This is a genomic window from Afipia sp. GW823-FHT06G09 (assembly GCF_058794875.1).
The window spans coordinates 1-21,400 of record NZ_JBXAHF010000006.1; the positions used below are offsets into that span (position 1 = coordinate 1).

General features: G+C 62.9%; 28 protein-coding genes. 19 read left to right on the forward strand and 9 right to left on the reverse strand.

Going from position 1 to position 21,400, the window contains the following annotated elements; all coding sequences use genetic code 11:
- The first annotated feature begins 172 nt into the window (after positions 1-172).
- The 5 genes from AC1Q67_RS22880 to AC1Q67_RS22900 all read left to right on the forward strand — a co-directional run bounded on the left by AC1Q67_RS22880 (position 173) and on the right by AC1Q67_RS22900 (position 2,958).
- On the forward strand, positions 173-481 hold the full coding sequence (locus tag AC1Q67_RS22880) for a transcriptional repressor TraM (protein ID WP_492237493.1): 309 nt from the start codon (positions 173-175) through the stop codon (positions 479-481).
- 105 nt (positions 482-586) lie between these two features.
- Positions 587-1,258, forward strand: a complete 672-nt coding sequence (locus AC1Q67_RS22885; RefSeq protein WP_492237494.1) for a hypothetical protein — start codon at positions 587-589, stop codon at positions 1,256-1,258.
- 20 nt (positions 1,259-1,278) lie between these two features.
- Positions 1,279-1,881, forward strand: a complete 603-nt coding sequence (locus AC1Q67_RS22890; protein WP_492237495.1) for an RES family NAD+ phosphorylase — start codon at positions 1,279-1,281, stop codon at positions 1,879-1,881.
- Between the two features lie 165 nt (positions 1,882-2,046).
- Entirely contained in the window at positions 2,047-2,667 is a 621-nt protein-coding gene (locus AC1Q67_RS22895) for an acyl-homoserine-lactone synthase (protein ID WP_492237496.1), read from the forward strand.
- A gap of 45 nt (positions 2,668-2,712) precedes the next feature.
- Entirely contained in the window at positions 2,713-2,958 is a 246-nt protein-coding gene (locus AC1Q67_RS22900) for a hypothetical protein (protein WP_492237497.1), read from the forward strand.
- A gap of 14 nt (positions 2,959-2,972) precedes the next feature.
- Here AC1Q67_RS22900 and AC1Q67_RS22905 read toward each other — a convergent pair whose 3' ends face one another.
- From AC1Q67_RS22905 to AC1Q67_RS22940, 8 genes are all read right to left on the reverse strand, one after another.
- The gene (locus tag AC1Q67_RS22905; protein WP_492237498.1) at positions 2,973-3,665 is read right to left on the reverse strand and encodes an acyltransferase; all 693 of its coding nucleotides are present in this window, start codon (positions 3,663-3,665) and stop codon (positions 2,973-2,975) included.
- Positions 3,662-4,147: a hypothetical protein gene (locus AC1Q67_RS22910; protein ID WP_492237499.1), complete on the reverse strand. Its 486-nt coding sequence runs from the start codon at positions 4,145-4,147 to the stop codon at positions 3,662-3,664. The genes AC1Q67_RS22905 and AC1Q67_RS22910 overlap by 4 nt, the downstream gene beginning before the upstream one ends.
- 100 nt (positions 4,148-4,247) lie before the next feature.
- A complete protein-coding gene (locus tag AC1Q67_RS22915; protein ID WP_492237500.1) occupies positions 4,248-4,871 on the reverse strand; it encodes a hypothetical protein in 624 nt (207 codons plus the stop codon).
- Positions 4,872-4,926: 55 nt separating this feature from the next.
- Entirely contained in the window at positions 4,927-5,475 is a 549-nt protein-coding gene (locus AC1Q67_RS22920) for a hypothetical protein (protein ID WP_492237501.1), read from the reverse strand.
- On the reverse strand, positions 5,472-6,062 hold the full coding sequence (locus AC1Q67_RS22925) for a thermonuclease family protein (protein WP_492237502.1): 591 nt from the start codon (positions 6,060-6,062) through the stop codon (positions 5,472-5,474). The genes AC1Q67_RS22920 and AC1Q67_RS22925 overlap by 4 nt, the downstream gene beginning before the upstream one ends.
- Positions 6,049-6,384 carry a single-stranded DNA-binding protein gene (locus AC1Q67_RS22930; RefSeq protein ID WP_492237503.1) on the reverse strand — a complete coding sequence of 112 codons (336 nt, stop codon included), beginning with the start codon at positions 6,382-6,384 and terminating at the stop codon, positions 6,049-6,051. Before AC1Q67_RS22930 ends, AC1Q67_RS22925 begins: the two co-directional genes overlap by 14 nt.
- 30 nt (positions 6,385-6,414) lie before the next feature.
- Positions 6,415-7,026 (reverse strand): thermonuclease family protein, encoded by a 612-nt coding sequence (locus AC1Q67_RS22935; RefSeq protein ID WP_492237504.1) that lies wholly within the window; start codon positions 7,024-7,026, stop codon positions 6,415-6,417.
- Position 7,027: 1 nt separating this feature from the next.
- Positions 7,028-7,528, reverse strand: coding sequence for a hypothetical protein (locus AC1Q67_RS22940; RefSeq protein WP_492237505.1), 501 nt, complete (start codon positions 7,526-7,528; stop codon positions 7,028-7,030).
- A gap of 100 nt (positions 7,529-7,628) precedes the next feature.
- Between AC1Q67_RS22940 and AC1Q67_RS22945 the strand changes: the two genes are divergently transcribed.
- The 14 genes from AC1Q67_RS22945 to AC1Q67_RS23010 are packed head-to-tail and all read left to right on the forward strand — an operon-like array spanning position 7,629 to position 20,573.
- The gene (locus tag AC1Q67_RS22945) at positions 7,629-8,363 is read left to right on the forward strand and encodes a lytic transglycosylase domain-containing protein (RefSeq protein ID WP_492237506.1); all 735 of its coding nucleotides are present in this window, start codon (positions 7,629-7,631) and stop codon (positions 8,361-8,363) included.
- A 14-nt stretch (positions 8,364-8,377) separates the two neighbouring features.
- A complete protein-coding gene (locus AC1Q67_RS22950) occupies positions 8,378-8,683 on the forward strand; it encodes a TrbC/VirB2 family type IV secretion system protein (RefSeq protein ID WP_492237507.1) in 306 nt (101 codons plus the stop codon).
- Complete coding sequence (locus tag AC1Q67_RS22955; RefSeq protein ID WP_492237508.1) at positions 8,680-8,976, forward strand: VirB3 family type IV secretion system protein; 297 nt, start codon at positions 8,680-8,682, stop codon at positions 8,974-8,976. Before AC1Q67_RS22950 ends, AC1Q67_RS22955 begins: the two co-directional genes overlap by 4 nt.
- Before the next feature lie 9 nt (positions 8,977-8,985).
- On the forward strand, positions 8,986-11,397 hold the full coding sequence (locus AC1Q67_RS22960; RefSeq protein WP_492237509.1) for a VirB4 family type IV secretion/conjugal transfer ATPase: 2,412 nt from the start codon (positions 8,986-8,988) through the stop codon (positions 11,395-11,397).
- On the forward strand, positions 11,394-12,290 hold the full coding sequence (locus AC1Q67_RS22965; RefSeq protein WP_492237510.1) for a hypothetical protein: 897 nt from the start codon (positions 11,394-11,396) through the stop codon (positions 12,288-12,290). The genes AC1Q67_RS22960 and AC1Q67_RS22965 overlap by 4 nt, the downstream gene beginning before the upstream one ends.
- A gap of 10 nt (positions 12,291-12,300) precedes the next feature.
- Positions 12,301-13,017 (forward strand): type IV secretion system protein, encoded by a 717-nt coding sequence (locus tag AC1Q67_RS22970; RefSeq protein WP_492237511.1) that lies wholly within the window; start codon positions 12,301-12,303, stop codon positions 13,015-13,017.
- A 19-nt stretch (positions 13,018-13,036) separates the two neighbouring features.
- Positions 13,037-13,225 carry a hypothetical protein gene (locus AC1Q67_RS22975; protein ID WP_492237512.1) on the forward strand — a complete coding sequence of 63 codons (189 nt, stop codon included), beginning with the start codon at positions 13,037-13,039 and terminating at the stop codon, positions 13,223-13,225.
- Positions 13,222-13,416, forward strand: a complete 195-nt coding sequence (locus AC1Q67_RS22980) for a hypothetical protein (protein ID WP_492237513.1) — start codon at positions 13,222-13,224, stop codon at positions 13,414-13,416. The genes AC1Q67_RS22975 and AC1Q67_RS22980 overlap by 4 nt, the downstream gene beginning before the upstream one ends.
- Before the next feature lie 8 nt (positions 13,417-13,424).
- On the forward strand, positions 13,425-14,555 hold the full coding sequence (locus tag AC1Q67_RS22985; protein ID WP_492237514.1) for a TrbL/VirB6 family protein: 1,131 nt from the start codon (positions 13,425-13,427) through the stop codon (positions 14,553-14,555).
- Entirely contained in the window at positions 14,552-15,268 is a 717-nt protein-coding gene (locus AC1Q67_RS22990) for a VirB8 family type IV secretion system protein (RefSeq protein WP_492237515.1), read from the forward strand. The genes AC1Q67_RS22985 and AC1Q67_RS22990 overlap by 4 nt, the downstream gene beginning before the upstream one ends.
- A complete protein-coding gene (gene virB9, locus AC1Q67_RS22995; RefSeq protein WP_492237516.1) occupies positions 15,265-16,068 on the forward strand; it encodes a P-type conjugative transfer protein VirB9 in 804 nt (267 codons plus the stop codon). The genes AC1Q67_RS22990 and virB9 overlap by 4 nt, the downstream gene beginning before the upstream one ends.
- 6 nt (positions 16,069-16,074) lie before the next feature.
- The gene (gene virB10 / locus AC1Q67_RS23000) at positions 16,075-17,424 is read left to right on the forward strand and encodes a type IV secretion system protein VirB10 (protein WP_492237517.1); all 1,350 of its coding nucleotides are present in this window, start codon (positions 16,075-16,077) and stop codon (positions 17,422-17,424) included.
- On the forward strand, positions 17,387-18,445 hold the full coding sequence (gene virB11 / locus AC1Q67_RS23005) for a P-type DNA transfer ATPase VirB11 (RefSeq protein ID WP_492237518.1): 1,059 nt from the start codon (positions 17,387-17,389) through the stop codon (positions 18,443-18,445). The genes virB10 and virB11 overlap by 38 nt, the downstream gene beginning before the upstream one ends.
- Positions 18,423-20,573: a type IV secretory system conjugative DNA transfer family protein gene (locus AC1Q67_RS23010; RefSeq protein ID WP_492237519.1), complete on the forward strand. Its 2,151-nt coding sequence runs from the start codon at positions 18,423-18,425 to the stop codon at positions 20,571-20,573. Before virB11 ends, AC1Q67_RS23010 begins: the two co-directional genes overlap by 23 nt.
- A gap of 535 nt (positions 20,574-21,108) precedes the next feature.
- Here AC1Q67_RS23010 and nrtS read toward each other — a convergent pair.
- Positions 21,109-21,375, reverse strand: a complete 267-nt coding sequence (nrtS, locus tag AC1Q67_RS23015) for a nitrate/nitrite transporter NrtS (protein WP_492237520.1) — start codon at positions 21,373-21,375, stop codon at positions 21,109-21,111.
- Positions 21,376-21,400: the final 25 nt, after the last annotated feature.

Here is a 21,400-nt window from a genome sequence, read left to right on the forward strand (position 1 = left end):
CCGCACTCCTTGACCTTATGGTCGGGGAGCCTGTGGCGTATGCAACAGGTTCACCCGAACTAAAGGCCACAGGGCCGTTTCGTACGGTTTCCAACTCCCCGATCACCAAGAGTCAGCGAGGGATCGTTTGCGGGGGCGTACCGCAGACAAATCCTTATCCGGGGAACATGCGGTGCCCAAGCTGAGATCAGCTCAAGAGGGATCACTGGAGGCGCGAACCGTCGCCGCGCACCGGGCATATGTGACCGCTTTGGTGGCGTGGGAGCGAATCGCCCACCGGGCGACCTGCCCTGTCTGCCGGACGGAAGATGTGTCCCCCGAACAACAGCAGCGTCAGTGCGATGCCGCAGAGGCCGAGAAAGAGCGCTGCCGAGCTGCCTTTCGCGATCTTTGCGACGAGCTCGGATTTGTGCCGACCGGTCAAGGGGTTGCCTTGCCGCCTGAAGATCACCCCTGTTGTCGCGGCCGCTCACCCAACTGACGCCCGCCGAGGTGAGGGAAGGCGGCCCGCCCCAGCCGTCCTGACGAAGTTGACGAAACTGACGAAAGCCACCATATTGGGCGAAGCATTGATTGGAGGTGGCTCATGACTGTCACACAGAAAAAGCGCGGAAATGCGCGGAAACGCGCCGCGCGGCGCGAGCCGCTGACGCTCGGCTTTGCAACCTCGTTCGGGTCGATCGGAAAGGACGTCGCCAGCCGCAAGGCGGCGCGAGGGCTCTTGTCCGGTTATGCGAACGCCATGAAGCACGCGGAACGGACCGGCAGGTCGGTGCGGATGACCGTCGTGGTCGATCCCAAGGCTGCGGCTCCGCAGATCGCGGTCGAGGAGGTCTCACCCCCGAAGGGCGATATGCTTGATACGGCCTTGGCAGCCGCGCGTCAGCGCGGCTCTGCGCGGGTCGCTGAAATCTTGAACGGCACGGACATGCTGTCGGCGGATGCGTTTGCCGAGGAGATCGGCGCGACCCGTGAAACGGTGCATAAAAAACGGCGGCGCCACGAGGTGCTTGGTCTCGAAGGCCCGAAGCGCGGCGTCCGCTTTCCAAAGTGGCAAGTCAGCGAGTCGGGCGGCCTGATCCCGAGCCTGCCGCAACTCTTTGAGGTCTTGGGAGATCATCCGTGGACGATCTACCGTTTTTTGCTCGAAGGGCATGGCGAACTTGACGGCCGCAGCGGGCTCGAGGCACTTCGCGCCGGCCGCATCGCCGACGTGATGGCAACCGCGGAGACCATCGGCAGAGGCGCCTTCTCCTGACCGGGTCGTCGCCAGGACCGTTGCCGCCGGCCGGGTTTGCATCGCGCGCGCTGTCGCTTGTCGACGTCGCGCGTGGCGCGGCATGGCGGCGGCTTTACCAGAGCCGCTTCCCGGACGCGCTTGGCTATGGTTTCGGCCCGAGCCGGTTCAGCGATCCCGAGACGACGTTGGTCCCGCCGGAGCGTTTCGGCGTCGTTTACTTCGGCAGCAGCATCAAGGTGTGTTTCGTCGAAACGATTCTGCGGGACCGAGGTGTCGCCCGAACCCATACTTTCCCGATCGAATGGGCGGAGCTCGAGGCGTGGAGCTGCGCCGAGGTCCGGGTCGAGGCTGCGTTAAGGGTCGTCGACCTGCGTGGCGATGGTCTCGTTCGCATGGGAATTCCGACCGACGTCGCGCGCGCAAGCGCGCAGGGTCTTGCCCGCGTCTGGTCGCGGGCGCTTTGGGCGCACGACACGAAACCTGACGGCCTGATGTACGACTCGCGGCTCAACGGCGAGACGAACGTCGTTGTCTTCGACAGGGCTTTACCAAAGCTGGTGGCGGTCGCGACGCCACGCCTCGTCGATTGCCGCGGCGATCTTGCGACGATCCTCACGGATTTGGATCTGGCCATCGTGTGAACTGCTGGCTCTGTGACTTACCGACTGGAAACCACCCCATGATCAGAAGCCTTCTAAGGTTGTGCAACCGGTGAGCGAACCGTCGCGCAATGGTGCTTTGTGACCATACCGCTCCGATTCGGTTCATGACCAACTCGGCTTGTCCCACAAGCTGAGGAGTCTTCAATGCTCATCGTCATTCCTGGCTCGGACATCAGTCGGCACGCCTCGCTGATGGATCGAGTCTTCCGTTTCCGTCATTCGATCTTTGTCGACGAGAAGGGCTGGATGGACCTGCGCCAGCCGGACGGCCTGGAGCGCGACCGCTTCGACGATGTTCATGCGATTCACCAGATCTGCCTTCGTGGCGACGAGATCGTCGGGTATCAGCGTCTTCTGCCGACGACCAGGCCACATCTCCTCAGCGACGTCCTGACCGATCTGTGTCATCGCCGTCCGCCGCGCGGTCCGCGCGTCTTCGAGTGGACGCGCTTTTGTGTTGCCCCGGGCAGCCGCGAGATGCGGCCGCGTGCGGATGGCCCCTTTCTCGAGCTCGCGCAAGGCGTCGTCGAATGGGGGATGGCACACCGGGTCGACACTGTCACGGTCGCGATCGATTGGCGTCTGATGGTGATCGCCATGCAGTTGCGGTTCTTCGTACGACCGCTGGGCTTTCCCAAGCGCATCGGCCGCGATGAGGTGGTCGCGCTGCGCATGTCCTTCAATCGCGAAACGCTCGCCACGATCCGCCAGGCACGCGGATGTGATGACCCGGTGCTGCCAGACCTGCTGCCTTCGGCGGCTTAGCGCCGCGCGTCACGTCACATCAAGAAAGGATAGGAGGAACGTCAGGTGATTCGAACCGCCGATACTAAGATCGTCGCTCAAGAACTGCGCACACGATACGACCATGCGCGTGCTGTGACACTCATTGGACGAACGCTGCAGAAGGCGTTATTTGCAGGCCGTTCCGATGAGGTGGTGTTCTGGGCGCTTGTCCATGCGCACTATCGCGGCGGCGATCTTTGCGGTGCGACCGAAGAGCAACTGCGCGCCTTCGCCGATTTCATCATCCGCGATCCCTCGGAGAGAAATTGACGACAAGGCGCCGCCTAGACGTCGGTCGGGGCGACGACGATCGAGGCGCTACCGGCCGCGGGCGGGTTCGCGGCGATGCCAGTCGAAGTTGGAAAATCCCCAGGTCCGGTCGGCGTCTGCGCGCACACCGCGGATTGCTGGCCGGTGAAGCACGAGACGTCGTAGCCTGATCCGCGCACCAAATACGTGCAGACGCTCACGCCGTTGCCGTCCTTGACATTGCGGGCGTTGCAATCTCCGCTTGCCGCATAGTTGGCGAGCTTTCCGTTCGCCCCGCAGCCGAACTGGCACGCCATGAGGATCGCCGACTGATCGATGGTCGCGCATTTTCCGCCCGAGCACACCTGCTGACCGACAAGCGAGGTCAACCCGTTCTTCTGTGCCTGGCCCCAGGAATTCTCCTCATATTGCGTCCAGGCGGCGGTCTGCGCGGATGGACTGTTGAGGAAACTCTGGGCGCTGCCACTGTAGTATCGTTCGATGGTGCCCGGGCAGAACTGGAAGGCACCGAGGCAACCATATTGGTTGGTGGTCCCGAAATTACCTTCACTGCTGGATACCTTGGCGGCGAAATCGGCGCAATTGGAAGGGATCCCGGCGGCCGTGAGGCTCGCGGCGGATTGACCGGCAAGGGCTGCGGCGGCAGAAAAACACAACAGGAGACCTGCGTCGACGAGCACCTGCCGGATGGCTGTTGAGACGCTCACGGTCTGCCTCCGGCGAGCTGGAATTTGTAATCGCCATTCAGGAGGGTCTTGCCGTCATCGCTCAGCAGGAAAGGGTGCTCTGCGAACTCGGTTTGGGCTTTCGTCGCGGGCGCACCCGCATAGCGTGGGTCGTTGAGTGGCACGATCTGGTGCATCATGTCATCGACAAGGATTGCGCGATGCCCATCGGGCCCAATCTGGACAAGACGCGTGGGGCACGTGCCCGACGAGCAATCCTCGTTCCAGATTTGCGAGATCAACCAGTCGCCCTGGCTCGTGCGAAGCTGGTACTCATGAATGGTCACGGTGCCCTTCGGATTGGGCGCGAGCGCGTCGCCGGTCCAGATATTGTCCGGATCCTTGGTGACGTTCCGATACGACGTCTTGTAGGCAAAGGCGGCATCGGCCGCGACGGACGGCGTTGCGACCGAAACCATGGCGAAGACGCCAATGCTGATCGATAAGAGATGTCGAGGATTCATGAGCGATTCTCCTGCAACGAAAAGCACGCGACGCCGGCACGCCCTGGGGGCGGCGGCTGGTTGGTGTGCGCATCGGCACGCGGCGTTGTGAGTCGGACCTTCATTGGCGATACAGCGGAAGCTCGAGGGAGCATCCGTCCACGGCCTTGTGGTTGACGATCATTCCGGTTTTCACTGTCTTTGTGGCAACGTCGTAAGACGCATAGGCCACCGATGCCTCGGGGTCCGGCGCGGCTCCCGGCGCGAGCTCGAGAAAGCAGCCACGGCCGCCATCCATCGTCTTGACCTGCAAATCCTCATAGATCGCGATCCGCATCGGGCAGAGCTTTACTGTTGCATGGGCGTCCGGCGCGACCTGCTTGACGGAGCACTCGATTGCGGTGTCGAGAACGCTGAGAACGACGGAACGCCGGGCGCTCCAGATGACGAAGTGGGCCTCCGTCACCGGGGCGTTGCCGCCGGAAAACCGGAGATCGCCCCGTGCTTTGTAAGCGCGATTATTTGCCTCGATGGCGTCTTTCCAGATGTCGACATAGGTCGCCGTCTGCGATGAAGGTTTTTGAAGGTTGGCGTATGACATCGGTCGCCACGCCGCGGGATCGGGAGTGAGCGATTGGGGATGAGCAGCAGTGGTGAGCTCGATCATCATCATTATTCCCGCGATCAGGGTGCTTGCCCCGCGTCCCGTCAATTGCTCAAAGCAGCTCTGGAGCGATGATAACATCTAATATATTGTCTCTGCTTTGTCGACGCCGGCCCGCCACGCACGACCCGTCCTCCTATTCGTAGCGAGGCCGGCCAGGCACCCACCACCAGAAGTCCTTGGGCGACCGCTCGCGATTGCGCCACGGCGCGGCGACACGCGGTGGATAGACGGACTGCATGTTCCACACTGAGGCGTAGTAATAATAATTCGCGGTTTCGCGCCGCAATCGCCGTCCGGATCCATCCAGAAAATCCGTCGCACAATGGACGACCGGACCCCGGTATCGTGTGACGCGCGCGGTCTGTTCATCGAGCGCGCCGGGCTTACATCCAAACAACCAGATCGAGGCAGGGTAGCTGCGATCGCCCGGCGCTGCCGCGAGCAGACGAAGATAGGCTGCGTTGGCCTCGGGCTGCGTCGGGTAAAAAAATCGTTCCGTCAGCAGGGGCGCGAAAGTCGAGCGATCCGGTGCATATTCGAGGCGGCCCGGCTTGACCTGTTCGGGACTATAGAGCGGTTCGGGCGCCGGTGGTCCAAGTTCAACGACAGGCGCCGCCGGCGCGGCGCAGCCCGCCAATACGATCAGCAGGGGCGCGATCACGCTATGGGCCGGGCGAATCACGGCGTCGCCTCGCCCTGCCGCGCGGCTTGGCGCTTGGCGTCCGGAGCCGCGCGCCAGTCCCAAGGCATCTGAAAGGTGCTTGACCACAGACCGCGATACGCCTTGCGAGCGTCCTGCTCGGCCAACTCATAAGCGCGGACGCCGGGGTCGTCCGGCGACGACGGACGGGCGACGGCGACGCCCTCACGCACCATATCCGCAGCGATATCTTGATGACCGGCCGAGGCACATCGGACCAAATGCTCACCGGCCTCGTCGCGCAAGGTTCTGCAGGCAAGCCAGGCGTTGAGCGTCGCCGTGGCGAGCCAGGCTGTCGCCATCGTGCCACAGGGCCAAAGCTGGCGGCCGAGGCGCGCGGTTTGATCGGGTGCGCAGGTGTCGATTCCATAGAGCCGATAGACCGCTTGGGTCTCGATATCGCGGAAGCGTGTTCCGTCGATCACCTCGACGCGCAGCGGCGGCGACTGAACGGCGGCTCTCGGGAAGTAGAGGCCAGGGGTCGGGCTGAGTGTTTGCGCAAGGCCCGCGTGACCGGCGAAGACGGCAAAACCTGACAGCACGCCAGCAAGGAGTTTATGCGACCTCATCGCGCAACCCGAGATCGAGCTTGTGGAAGACGTTGGCGATGATGTCGGTCGTATAAATGGTTTCACCATCTTTCTTGTAGGATCCATCGGCCACCCGGCATTCGGCGTAGACAGCGTCGCCCTTGGCGATGTTCGCGATCGCCCATTCCGCCGCCTTTTCGTTGAGGATCGTGACCGTCACCCAATCCGTCTCCTCGCGCCGTTCGCCTTTGCCGTCGGTCCATGCGCGGTCGGTCGCCACGTTGATCTTGGCGGCCTTGTTGAAGGCCTTCGGGGTCTGACCGACGCGGCCCCGCAGGATGAAAAGATTCGTCGTTCTCATAGTCTCTCTCCCGAAGTTGCTGGATGGCTATCAAGGTGTTGGCGTTTGCGGAGATGACGTTAGCGCCTCAGGTGAGGCTGTCGGCGTTTGCTCATGCAGGGCACGCAGGATGATGGCATTCGGTTCGGGCAGGTCGGGAAAGGCCCACAAACCCGCGTTGGCGCGTTGCGCGACAAGCTGCGCGACAAAGTACGGCGCGTGCGCGGGCTGACCATCTGGCTTCAGGGCGGCGAAGGCGAAACCCGTGGCGATCAGCGCCGTGCCGAGATCGATCCGTGATCCGGCGCCGGCGCCGGTCGTGCGGCTCGCGACGCAGAACACGAAGATGGTTTTGGTCCCAGGCTGCTCGGCAGCGTCATAACAATGCGGTCGCAGATCGCGGATGAGCGCCACCAGCATGGCAAGCGAGGCCTCTCCGCAGTCGCGTTGGAGACCGTGCGCGTTGGTGAAGTTCGTTCCGCGAAGGCAGGATTGAACGCCATAGAGGCGATAGGTGACGCCACCGTCGGACCAGCTGTCGCCGGTCAGATAGAGAGCATTTACGGGGACTGGGAACCATCGCGATGCGGCGGGTCCTGCGATTGCGGCGTTCCACGCCAGAACCGGCGCGATGGCGACGGCGAGAATCCCAGCTCTTCCCATATTAGTAGCCCTGCAAGGAGAAATAGAAGCGCTGGGCGCCGTTCGCCGTGTTGATGTCGACGTAGTAAGGATCGCTCCGCGACTCTCGCGCCGTCGTTGGGTAGGTCGTGGTGCAACCGCCGTCGCCGCCCGTACAGACTTGTTGCGGCTTTGAAAGATCAGCGCAAAGATTGCCGTTGGGCGCGGAGGAGAGACCTGCTCCGCCGTCCGACGATGCTTGAACGGGGGTCAGCCCAACCGGACACGCCTGATAGGGCTCGTAGCCAAGCCCGCTGGCATTCCCCTCGGAGCAGGTCGGCCAACCGCCGCCCTTCGCCAACTGGCGGAACAGGGTCTGCATGACTGGCACGCAATAGGGGATGCCCGACCAGCCCGGCGCGCTTGCGGCCGTGCATAGCAGGACCTTGCATCCGAATGACGCATCTTGCGCGCGCGCGCTCACGGCGATGCCGAACGCGCACAAAAGGCCGACGGCCGTCAACAGAACTGCACCGCGTTTCATCCATCCTCCGGGAGTCAGAGCAGGGGACGCATGGTTTAATCCTGTTGCCAAGTTATCAACATTCAATATATTGTCTATTAGAAAATGGAGGCGGGGTGGCATGTCGACTCGCATCGCAGCGCTCGGGTGCAGCGTCCTGGCGGTTCTCGGGACCGCAAGCGCGCAGGATGCCGCTGCGCCGCCCAGGCTGGCCGCCGTCGACGCCTCGGGCCGAATCCTGCCCCTTAATACGCCGCCTCCTGCAATCGAACGAATCGATACCGCCTTTGCCGCAACCGCTCCCTGCGCCGACGCCAAGGCGATGGCGCCGGAGGCGGCGCGCGCGCTGGTCGTGCGCATCGCCACAGAGGAGAATTTCTATCCAGATTTTGTGCAATCGGTCGCGAAGGCGGAAAGCCACTTCAATTCGATCGCACTGTCCGACAAGGGCGCATTCGGCTTGATGCAATTGAAACCGGAGACGGCGCGACGCTTCAAGGTTGATCTTTGCGATCCTGCGGACAACGTGCGCGGCGGCGTCCGCTTTCTTCGCGCTCTGCATGAGAAGTATCGGAATCCGCTCTTCATCCTCGCCGCCTACAATGCGGGCGAAGGCGCCGTGGAAGACAGCCGCGGCGTTCCTCCGTTTCCCGAGACAGTGCGGTTCGTCGCTCAGGTCATCAACGACTTCTACCTCTGGCCTACGCCAGGCGGCGCGCCCCATCGCGACGCGCGCAACCCGATGGGCAGCCCGGACCTGATCGAGCCCGGGACGCCGGCCGCCGCCGCGCCTCCGGTGGAGAAAGCAGCGCCTCAGGCGGGTTGGAGCGACGGATTCGTCATGCACGTCGATTGAAAACGGAGGATCGGATGAGGAAATGGGTATCGCGCTGGCCGCTTGCGGGGGCGCTCTTGGTGGGAAGCATCGCGGACGCCGCGGCGCAATCGAGCGGCGGGACGCTGCAGCCTGTGCAGTCCACGCTGACGCAATTGGTGTCGGCGCTCACCGGGCCGATCGCCACGGCGCTGGCAACGCTTGCCGTCATCGCCTGCGGGTTCTTCGCATGGTCCGGACGACTGACCTGGGGCATCGCCGGCAGCGTCATCTTCGGGATCGTTCTCGTGTTCGGCTCGGCGCAGATCGTGCAGTTCTTCCAGTCGGCGGTGGGGCAATGACAGAGAACGAGCTCGAGGATCCCCTCATCACACCGCTCGTCAAGGCACTGACGCGCGCGCCGACCCTGATGGGCGTGCCGTACATGTACTTCATGTTCAACGGCGTGGTCTCCAGCGTGTGCTTCTTGGTCTCACACAATCTCTTCATGCTGTTGCTCGCGATCCCGCTGCATCTGTTCGGCTACGTCATGACGCTCCGTGACGACCGCATTTTCGAAATCCTCTTCGTCAAATCCACGAAATGTCCACCTCGTTCGCGCGCCTTCTGGGCCGCGGACAGCTACTCCGCGTGAGGATTCGCGATGGTCGCGCGTGCCCTGCTTGATGAATTGACCTACGGCGCCGTCTCACGGCGTGAGCGTCCGGTCGCATCGCACCTGCCCTATACCCGGCACGTCGATGACCACATCATTAAGACGCGAGATGGCCTCGTGATGACCATCCTCAAGCTCGACGGCTATTCATTCGAGACCTCGGACATGAGCGAGGTCAACGCGCGCCTGCTGGGCCGCAACGACGTCGTCCGCACCCTCGCGAATTCGCGGTTCGCATTGGCCGCCCACATCATCCGGCGCGAGGTACAGCCACGGATCGACTCGACCTTCGACAATCCGTTGTGTCGCGAACTCGACGAGCGTTACGATGCGGCGCTGTCCCAGCGGCGCATGTTCGTCAACGACATTTACCTGACCATCGTCCGGCGCCCGCTGCAGGGCCAGGCCGGGACCTTCGACGTCATGCTGACGAAGCTGCTCGGCCGCAAGGACGAGGCTGGCGAGTCGGTCGCCGGGCAAACGGCGCTGACCGAGCTTCGTGACGCCGCAACTGCGGTTCGCGAGAACCTCGCCGGATACGGGGCACGCCAGTTGGGCGTGGTTCGCCGCGAAGGAATATGGTTTTCCGAGCCGTTGGAGTTCCTCGTGCAGTTGCTCAACGGCGGCATACCGCGCCCGATGCACCTCCCGCGCATGAACATCGCGGATGCGCTCTCGATGAAGCGACTCTTTTTCGGTCGCAACGCAATCGAGATCCGCGGCGCCGGACCCGAGGATACCCGTTTCGGCGCCATGGTTTCGATCCGCGAATACCCGGCGCAGACCGGTCCCGGCTCGTTCGACAATCTATTGCGTGTTCCGCACGAGTTCATCGCGACACAAACCTTTGCCATCGTCGACCGTCCCGAAGCCGCCAAGCAGATCGACCGCGTGTCGCGCCAGGTCGATATGTCGGACGAGGCCGGCTCAATCGTCGCTGAGCATCTCGATGACGCGCGCGACGAACTGCTTGCGTCGGAGGCGATCTATGGCGAGCACCACATGACGGTGATGTGCCTGGGCCGCAACCTCGGCGAGGTCGGGGCCGCAGTTACGGCGGTCGGCGCGGCGCTCACCGATCGTTCGGTGATCTGGACCCGAGAGGACCTCAATTGCGAGGCGGCCTTTTGGGCGCAGCTGCCGGGCAATTTTGCCTATATCGCGCGAAAGGGCGTGATTTCGTCGAAGAATTTTGCGGGATTTACGTCATTACATAATTATCCGAGCGGACGGCCTGACGGCAACCACTGGGGCCCCGCCATCTCGGTGTTCGAGACAACGTCGCAGACCGCCTACTACTACAACCATCACGTTCGCGACATCGGCAACTTCACCGTCGTGGGACCGACCGGATCGGGAAAGACGGTCTTTCTGTCCTTTATCGCGGCGCAGACCCAGCGTGTACAGCCGCGACCCAAGCTGCTGTTCGTCGACAAGGATCGCGGCGCGGAGATCTTCATCCGGGCGCTCGGCGGTCAATACGAGACCCTCGTGCCCGGTGAGGCGACTGGATTTAATCCATTGTCGCTGCCAGATAGCGCACCCAATCGCGAGTTCCTCTATCAGCTGTTCGCCTTCATGTTGCGCCCGGCGAACGGAGCAGATCTGAGTGCGTCGGAGGAGCAGGTGATCCGCAACGCGATCGCCGCGGCCCTCACCGGCGGGCCGGCCGGTCGGACACTCAAGGCCTTTTCGACCCTGCTCCGCGGCCGGATCCGCGCCGGCGAGGGCGATCTGCTGGCGCGTCTCGAGAGCTGGATGCGCCCCGACCAGCGGGGCTGGCTGTTCAACAATGAGGAAGATCAGTTCTTGCTGTCAAGCGTGTTCGGATTCGACATGACGCGGGTGCTCGATGATCCGGTGATCCGGACTGCGGCCCTCATGTATATTTTCCACAGGACGGACGAGCTCCTGACGGGCGATCCGGTGATGATTTTCCTCGATGAGGGCTGGCGCCTCCTCGACGATGAGGTGTTCGCTTTCTTCATTCGCGACAAGCTCAAGACCATCCGCAAACAAAACGGCATCGTCGGTTTCGGCACGCAGTCTGCCGCTGACATCGTGCGGTCGAAGGCGTCGAACACGCTGATCGAACAGACCAGCACCAACATCTTCTTTCCCAATCCAAAGGCCGACGACGAAAGCTACCAGAAGGCTTTTCGCCTCTCCGGACGCGAGGTCGCCTGGATCCGCGGCACGGTCCCGGAAAGTCGTTCGTTTCTGATCAAGCATGGCCGCGACAGCGTCGTGGCGCGGCTCAACCTCGCCAGCATGCCGGACATGATCAAGGTGCTGTCCGGGCGCACCGAGACGGTCGCCGAGCTCGACGCGCTCCGCGCGCGCGTCGGCGACGACCCGGCCGTGTGGCTGCCGATTTTCATGGGGAGAAGCCAGGGATGAAGCTCCGGATTGCGATCGTCGCGGCTGCCCTGTTGTCCGGCGCCACGCCCGCGCTAGCGGATATTCCGGTCAACGACGCAGCGCAATTGACGCAGCGCTCGCAGACGGCCGGCACGACCGTGAAGCTCGTGCCTGTGACCACGCAGCGACAGGACGCCAACAGCGGCGTCAAATGCGCGGTGACGACGGGTAAGAAAGCGAACATCACCAATCCGACCGTGCAGCCGCAAAGCGGCGCTGGCAGCCAGGCGATTCAATCTTACGGCCCCGACCTGCCGGCGACGCCCGATCCAACCGCCCAGGGCGCTGCGCTCAACAGCCAGACCCTGTTCAAGTCGAGCGGGGACGTGGTGGCCGGGCTCGACGCCAGCGGCTCGACAATGACGGCGGCTCAATCGGCGTTCAAGACAGCCGGCCAGCAGGTTGGAACCGCGCCGACGGTGATGGCCGCGATCGACATGAACAGTGCGGCTCGACTGCAAAACAACCTTGCTTGGAACAGCGCGATCAGCTCGGCCAATCTCTGGGTGACGGCGCTCAATGCCCTGAATCTGGCGATGACGAGCGACATGAGCCGGTCGGCGCTTGGCATGCGCGCAACGACCACTGCGGCGCAGGCGACATCAGGCCCGGTCTGTCCCATCGGCATGATCGGATCCGGGACGGCGGCCGATCCCTGTCGAACGTCATCGGTCTGCTCGATAACGCCCCCCGGCTCGTCGCCCGACCCCTCCTGCGTGAGCGCGCGCTATGTCGACACCGACGGCAACGTCATTTTTTACCTCGCCCAAGTCCAGAACGCCACCAACACCGGCGGTGGCGGCACGAACGCGGCGTTAACGATCGCCGATGTGACCGCGGCGCTTGCCGCGATTTCCGCCAACAGCCGATAGGGAGACTCCGATGCGCTGGATATTCATGCTCGCCGTGTTGACGCTGGCTTTGACGGGAGCGCCGCCGGCGATGGCGCAAGTTCCCGTCCTCGATAGCGCGAATCTCGCCAAGGCGCAGCAGATCGCGACCAGCACGCAGCAGATCCTCACGGCAGATCAACAGATCCTCCAGTTCACGCAAAAGACCCTGCAGGCAGTCACCGGCGATCGCTCCTCGCAGGCGCAAGGCACGCTCGCCCAGATGGCGCTCGGCGGCGGCTTCTCGATGGCGCAAGCGCCTTCCCTCGGTTCGGTAATTTCGGGCGGGGCGTTGTCGTTCGCGGGCATGGGATCGGCGTCTCAGAACATCGTCTCGACGCTCATCAACGGGCTGCAGCTGGTGCAGACCATTACCGGTCTCGTCAGCGGCCAGGCCCATCCCGCCGATACGGCATACAAAAACTCCGTCAACGTTGCTGCAACGCTGTCCGGACTGATCAACTCGACGCAAGGTGCTGTTCAACAGCGATCATCCGCCTTCACGCAAGGCGGCCAGCAGATCGGCAAGGCGCAGGACCTCAAAGGCAGCGTCGACCAGAACACCCAGGTGCAAATCCAGACCGGGCAAACGATCAACGAGCTCAACGGCGTCGTCAACAATGCCGCGGCGGCCGCCAATCAAGCAAACCTCGATCGGATCGCCGCTGAGTCATCGGCCGCCCGGGCGATGAAATTCACACAGCAGTGACCGCAGCATTGGGGGACTCGTGTCCAGACGTACTCTGATCCTTATCGCAATCCTCGCGCTCGTTGGCGGCATCGCGATCGGCCGCTACGCGCTTCCGCCAACTCCCGCCTCCGGCCTTCGCGCTGGGGCGAGCGGTGCTGAGAATGACGCGGCGAAAGCGGCCTCGCGCGCCATGACATTCAGCCAGCCGAAGGCGCCGGCCCAGTGAAGATCATTGCCACATTCGCTATCATCACGGTGATGGCCGCCGCGCTCGCCGGTTGCGCCTATAAGCCGCTGAAGGCGCCATGCTCGCCCGACGAAGGCGGGGCGCCGCTCGCCTATTCGGAGCTTATGACACCGCCCGTTGCGGAGGCCTTCCAGCGCCTCGATCGCTGCGGTCCCATGCGGCCGATCTGAGAGGGGCGATGAGCAACACCTTCAACATCACATCGCTGCTGCAATCGGTCGACCAGCTCGGCCAGAACTATGTCTCGACCGCCTATCAGGCACTGGCGAGCGCAGCGACCTCGGGCGGCGCCACCGGCGTCGCGGGCCTGCTGCTCACGCTCTACGTTATTTTTTGGGGCGTCGGCATCTGGCAGGGCACCGCGACCGGCGGCCCCGCCGACCACGCATTCCGGTTGTTCCGCGCGGTGCTGATCTATGCCATGGCCACGAAGTGGGGCGACTTCCAGACGCTGGCCTATAATCTGCTGAACGACGGTCCGTCCGCCATCGGCAACGCATTGCTGAGCGCCGTCACGTCCGCCAACAACACCGGAACGTCTGCAAATCTGAACTCCGTCAATGGCGTCCAGTCTGCTTTACAGAACATGTGGAATACGACCAACAGCGCGACCGAAGCATTTCTTCAAAACGCGGGCATCACCAATTGGGGACCCTACATCTTCGCCGCGGTCTTCTACGTGGTGATGGCGATCCTGATCGGCTTCGCACTCTTCCTGATCGTGCTGTCGAAGATGTTCATGTGGTTGCTGCTGGCACTGGCGCCGCTATTCATCATCCTACTGCTGTTCGGCGTCACGACGCGATTTTTCAGCGGCTGGATGAGTTCGCTGGTCCAGTATTTCCTGGTGCAGGTCCTGGTCTACGCGTTCCTCGCTTTTTACGTTTCGCTGATCCAGCAGACGATCGATACGCTGAATGGCGTCGCCAATTCCAAATCCGCCACTTGGGCCACCATCGGTCCGGTCGTGCTGCTCGCGATCATCGGCATCCTGCTGCTCAGCCAAATCAACAATATGGCCGCGGCGATCGCCGGCGGCGTCCCGATCTTCGCGCCGCGCATCGGTGCGGTCCTCGCGACCGCAACCGGCTATCGGCTCGGTGCGGCCGCGAACCGAGCTCGCCTTGCGTTCCGTAACCCGCTCAATCCTGCCTCGATGTCGCGGCGTGAGGAACTGGCCTCGCGCCAACGGGCGCGTGTTGGTCTGCGCGCCGGCTCTTGGGCACAATCCGCGGAATTTCGCCGCTTGGCTGATCAGCTCCGCAATGCCGGCGTCCCGCCGGCGCCGAGTGGCGGAGGCCGGCCATGACAGAGATGACTGCCCCAGAGCCTGTACAGGTTGATCCGCGCTATTACACGGATGGCGCCACGTGGGAGCGGGATATCGCACGCCGTAACCGCAACTCGCGCGCACTCGCCTGGATCGTCGCCGCGGTGATGACGATCGTAGCCGTTGGCGCGCTCGGCACCCTGGCTTTGCTGGTCCCGCTCAAGACCTATGAGCCTTACATGGTGGTGGTCGACAAGACCACCGGCTTCGTCGAGGTGAAGCGGCCGATGGCCGAGGGTCCGCTGACCCAGGACGAGGCGGTCACGACATTCAATGTCGTACGCTACATCAAGGCGCGGGAGACCTATGATCCGAAGGCGCTGAAGGACAATTTCGATCTGGCGCAGCTGCTCGCGACAGGGGACGCGGCGCGCGAACTCACGGAAATCTATTCCCCGGCCAATCCCGTCAATCCCGTGAAAGTCTACGGCTCCAATACCGTCGTCGCCGTCACCATCAAGTCGGTCACGTTTCCGAACAACCGCACCGCGTTAGCTCGCTTCTCTACCGAGGAGAAGTCGTCGACCAACATCATCACCCGCAACTGGGTCTCGCTGGTGCGCTTTCGCTATACGACCGCGCCGATGCGCAATGAATGGCGATTCGACAATCCGCTCGGCTTCCAGGTCCTCGAATATCGTCGCGACCAGGAGACAGCGCCTTCGCCAGGAACGGTGGGTGCGCAGCAATGATCAAGCGTTGCGTCGTCTTGAGTCTCATTCTGTGCGTCTCGGCGGGCTCCGCCTTCGCGGAGGCGCTGCCACGGCCGGGCCGCGTCGACTCGCGGGTGCGCGACGTCATCTACAACAAGGACAATGTCACCGCGATCGACGCCAGCTACGGCACCTCGACGATGATCGAGCTGCAGCCGGACGAGAAAATCGAAACGCTGGCGCTCGGCGACTCGATTGCCTGGAAGGTCGAACCGAACCGCAAAGGCGACATCATCTTCGTGAAGCCGGTCGACAAGAACGCGATATCGAACCTCAACGTCGTCACCGACAAGCGCATCTATTCGTTCTTGCTGCGGTCGAACACGCGGCTGCCCGGCGGGCAGATCTACGCGGTGCGGTTCCGGTTTCCGGATGATGAAGCGAGCGCCAAGCTTCTCGCCGAAGCCAAGCAGCGCGCCGCCAACCCAAACCTCAAGGATCTGAATATCGCCAACGCCAACAGCGATTACGGCTACAAAGGCTCGTCGGTAAACAAGCCAGTCGCCGCATTCGATGACGGGACCAAGACCTGGTTCCGCTTCGAGGGCGAGACGCCGGCGATCTATATCGTCGACGCCGAGCGCAACGAAAGCCTCGTCAATTTCCGGACCGAGGGGCCTTACGTCATCGTCGACAAGGTATCGCCGCAGTGGACGCTGCGCAACGGCCAGGAATCGACCTGCATTTTCAACCGGCGTCTGACCAACGTGCATGAGCCGAACGGCCTCGAGCCCTATGCGCCGCAGCGTGTGGGATCGGCCACGGCTTTGGGAGGTTGACGCACAATGCCCACGCCTGACGACTATCGCTCATTCGAACTCGAGGCGGCGGCCGCGACGTCCGTTGCGCGCGGGCGCACCGCGCTTGGCAGTTTTTTGAAATTCGGGGTGCCGATCGGTGCTCTCCTGGTGGCCGCCTGGATGATCTACGGGTCGGTGGTGCGGCGTTCGCCCACGCTGACGACCCCGGATAAAGAGGAATTCACCACCACGCAGTTTCCGGCGCCATCGCTGTCCACGCCGCGCCCTCAGACCAACCAGGGCACGATCGTCATTCCGCAGGCGCCGGTCGAACAGGCACCGCCACCTCCTCCGGTAGCCCCGCCCTTGGCGCTGCCAGCGCCGCCGCCGCCCGAGCCGCCGCTGGCTGGTGCACCGCCGAATGACGATGAGGCGCGCCGTCTCGCCGAGCTCGAACGGCAGCGCCAGGAGGAAGAGCGGCGGAAATGGGAGCGCCTGCGCGCGCCCCAGGTGATCGCCGACAACGCATCGGCGGCAACGAATGCCGCAAACCCGGACGATGGAGCCAAGGCCGCCACAGCTCCGGAGGACGACCCCAATCGTCGTTTTTTGGCGTCCGTTTCGGCCGCCGGCGTAGAGGTCTCACGCGCCAGCAAGAGCAACCGGATCGACGCGCTGGTGGCCCAAGGCACGATGATTCGCGGCGTGCTTGAGACGGCCGTTCAAAGCGACCTGCCAGGCATGGTGCGGGCGGTCGTGAGCGAGAATGTCTGGTCGTTCGACGGGCGCCGGGTGCTGATCCCGGCCGGAAGCCGGCTTATCGGCGAATACAAATCAGGGATCGCGCAAGGGCAGACGCGCGTCTTTGTCGTCTGGACGCGGATGCTGCGATCGGACGGCGTCTCGGTCCAGCTCGGCTCGAACGGTACGGACGACCTTGGGCGGGCCGGCAACGCGGGCTTCGTCGACAATCATTATCTGGAGCGGTTCGGCTCCGCTATCCTGCTGTCCGTCGTGGGCGGCGCCGCGCAATTCCTCAGCGCCTACGGTCAGAACACCAACAACACCGGCAACGGCACAATCATCACCACGACCGATCCCGTCACAGGCGCCGTGACGCAGACGCAGACGGGCGTGAATCAGAACCAGCTGAGTCTGCAGGCACGCGAGATCGCAGCGCAGAACGTGTCGCAGACGCTCACCAACATCGCCCAGGAAGCGCTGCGCAACTCGATCAACATTCCGCCAACGATCTATCTCGACCAGGGCACACGGATCATCGTCTTCGTGCGGCGCGACCTCGACTTCTCCGCGCTCTATCCGGACCCAGTCAAGGAAGCCCTGAGGGAGCTGAAGCGTGAACGCGCTGGCACGAAGTCTGACGGTCTTCATTGACCGGGCGCTCGACCCGATCCGACCCTGGCTCGACGACGACCAGGTCGTCGAGATCTGCGCCAACGGTCCGGGCGAGGTCTGGGTCGAGCGGTTTGGTCACTCGGCGATGGAGCGGCATGAGGTGCCGGCTCTGACCGAGCATGCCATTCGTCATCTGGCTGAACGGGTCGCCGGTCATTCCGGCCAGAGCGTCAATGAGGAGCATCCGCTGCTCTCGGCCGCGCTGCCGACAGGGGAGCGGTTTCAGGGCGTGATGCCGCCTGCGACGACGGCGGGAGGCGCCTTCGCGATCCGCAAGCAAGTTATCAAGGAGATGCGGCTCGACGACTATCGCAAGCTCGGATCGTTCGACAAGGTGACGACAGCCAGCGAAGGATCGCTGTCGCAAACCGACCGACGGCTGTGCGAGCATCTCGACGCCGGCTGCATCGAGGAGTTCATCCGGCTTGCCGTCGTCAATCGCTATTCGATCCTGCTGTCGGGCGGAACGAGCTCGGGGAAGACGACATTTCTGAACGCGATCCTCAAGGAAGTACCGGTCGACGAGCGCATCATCACCATCGAGGACACGCGGGAGGTCAATCCGATCCAGAAGAACTACCTGCCGCTTGTCGCCTCCAAGGGCGATCAAGGGGAGGCCCGCGTCACCGTTGAAACGCTCCTGCAAGCCTCGATGCGTTTGCGACCGGACCGCATCTTTCTCGGCGAAATTCGCGGCGCCGAGGCTTATTCGTTCTTGCGCGCGATCAACACGGGCCATCCGGGCAGCATCACCACCGTGCATGCCGACAGCCCGGCGGGGGCGTTCGAGCAGCTCGCGCTGATGGTGATGCAAGCAGGTCTCGGGCTGCGGCGCGACGAAATCGTCGGGTACATCAAATCGGTGCTGCCCATCGTGGTCCAGCAGACCAAAGTCGGCGGTTGGCGCGGCACCTCGGCCGTCTATTTTTCCCGCGTCGAAGAATGGCGTCAGGAACGGCGAGGGGGGAAAGGCCGCCATGGCGCGCGTCGTCGCCTATAGGATCGGCATCGCGGTCCTTCTTCTCCTCGCCTTCTGGCTGTTATGGAGCATGGCCTACGAAGTCGTCGTGGCGCTCCGCTGGGCGCCAACGCGTTTTCCCAGCGAAGGCGCGAGCCGCTGGGTTCTTTTCCGCATGCAGAACGCCGACCGCTCGGCCGACTTTTTCCTCGTGGCCTGGCGTCATTTCTATGACCGCGTGATCTTCGCGCCGACACGGGTCGAAGCGCTCATTCGCGCCGGCTATGCCGCAGCCGCCGTCGGCGCGCTGGGACTGGCCGGACTGCTATTCGCCTTTATCAACCGCCGGCAAATGCCCTACGGCGCCGCGCGCTTTGGCACGTTGATCGAGGCGGCGAAGCAAGGCCTCACACCCAAACAGGGCATCGTGCTCGGAACGCTCGGCGGGGCGACAATCCGCTCCGACGAGCCCGCCCATATCCTCGTCGTCGGTCCATCACGCTCGGGGAAGGGCACCGGTTTTGTCCTCCCGAACGGCTATCTCTGGCAAGGTTCGGCGGTCTTCTTCGACCCCAAGCGCGAGAACTTCGACGCATTGGCCAATCACCGCGCAGCGATGGGCAATAAGGTCTTCATGTTCTCACCGGGCTCCAATGATACGCATCGCTACAATCCACTCGACTTCGTGCGTCGCGACGAGCGCATGGCGACCGACTGCCTGGTGGTCGCCTCATTTGTCATCCCCGAAAAGGCCGACGACACCTGGGCAGGCGCCGGCCGTCTCCTGCTGTCGGCTTTGATCGGCTATGTGTTGTCGTCGCCTTTGATTGCCGGCGCGCAGCACATGCGCACCGTCGCGCGGATGACCACGACGGGCAAGGATATCTCTTCGGTCCTGCGCGCGATCGTGAAGACCGAGCGGCAGCATCTGCCGACCTGGGTCGTCGACAGCTTCAACCAGTATATCGCCTTGGAACCGGAGACGCGGAACAGCGCCGTCTTCAACGTCAACATGGCGATGTCGCTCTGGAATAACGGGCTGATCTCCGCAGCAACGGAGACGTCTGACTTCGACATCCGCGAGCTACGCCGGCGGCCGATGACGATCTTCATCGGTTGCACCATCGCGGAGTTGTCGATTTTTCGGCCGCTGATCCGCATTCTGTTTCAGCAGATTCATGACCTCATGATGGTGAAGATTCCGGGCGAGGACGAACCGCATCAGGTTCTGCTGATGCTCGACGAATTCTACCACGTCGGCCGGATGGATTCGCTGATCTCGAAGATCACGATCAGCGCTGGCTACGGCTTCCGCATGGCCATCGTCATGCAGGATATCGCACAGCTCGACGAACTCTACGGCAAAAACACACGCATCACGACGGTTTCCGGTTCGCAGATCAAACTATTCATCCAGATCAACGATCTCGAGACGTCCGAGTTCGTCTCGGAAATGCTCGGAGAGACGACACAGATTTACAAGACGCCAATCCAGCGGCCGGGGCAGGGGATTTTCGCGCCTCGCGTTTGGGCGCCTCACTATACGCCGCGCCCGCTGCGTAGTTCCCTTGAACTTCGCGAGATGTCCGCGCGGCTCTCGATCCTGATGGTGAAAAACTCACGCTCCTTCGAACTCACGAAGATTCGGCACTATCTGGATAAGCCGTACCGGTCGTACTACCAACGGGCGAAAGACACGCCGCCCGTTCTGCCGACGTTACATGCGTGGCAAGATGAGGCGCTGGGTGGCGCCATCAATCCGGCGCCTGATTCGCCGAAGGAAGGGGTTGAGCATGCGGAAGCCGTCTCCACTCCGAAAGCTCCGCCAGTGCAAAAGCAAGCGCAGCGGCGATCGGGCAGGAAGAAGGCCGAGCCGATCAAGTCGGCTGCGCCAGCTCCGCCGCAAGATGTGCCTTTGACGCTGATTCCACGACCGGCCGCTGCGAAGCCGGGGTGCAAATCGCTGTCGCTCGGCGCGGCGCCGCCTGCGCCTGCCGGAGAGAGTTGCGACGTACGCGACATTCTGGCCTCCGTTGCGAGCGGCCAGGACGACGATTTCGCAACCATGATGAGCGTCCTCGGCACGGCACCCGAGACCTCTGGGGTGCAACAAGCCGCCGAAACGCTCGCCTCGTTGCATCAGTCGTTCGGTAATGACGAGAAGCCGTGATCTTGCCGACCTCGTCATCGGTCAATTGAATGCCAAGCTGGCTTGCACCCATGATCACCACCGCCTGCCGCAGGTCCCATACCTGACCCGTGTGGAAATATAGAGCGGTTAACGCAATGTTCCGCAGCGTCGGGACCTTGACGACATATTCGTCGCTTGGTGTCGCGCCGCAGAAACAGCTTCGGGGTGCGCGCCACGTATCCATGGCGAGCTGCTCAAGTTCGGGTTTCAAGCCGCGCAGTCAAGTCTCGCGAAGTACATGGTCAAGCGGCGTGACGGCTGATCGGATCGATCCGGCGCGAGTGTGTCGATCATATGATTGTCCTGGGCGAGGCCCATCTGCGGCGGATCCTGAAGTCCTATGCTGACTATTACAATTGTGCATCGGAACACCCCATCTGGCTATGTGACTGATGAGAAGTTGTTTGCGGTGGCACCAAAATTGCGGGGAAACTTGGCACTTCGTCCAGTTCTTGCCCTGCATCCGCCTGTGCTCGGTCCGGTCATTTATGGAAAGCGGGGGATCAGTTCCATCCTATGGCGCGGAAAGCGAGGACCGCGCCTCGCGATCCTGCCGCAGCCGATAGGAGACAGCACCATAAGTAGCCCCGCAATAGGGAACCAGGAAAGTCAACGCAATCTTGGTCCAGTTGAGAGAACTGCCCCTTAGAGCTGCATCGCCCTGGTTGATAAGGTTGAGAACCGTTCCGACGATGACGGCAACCACGAAGGACCGCCGAGGCACACCAGATTCCGTCGCATAGCGAATGAATTTCCACATCGAAGACAACACGCCCTTCATCTGGCTTGACTGATCGAGGATCAGA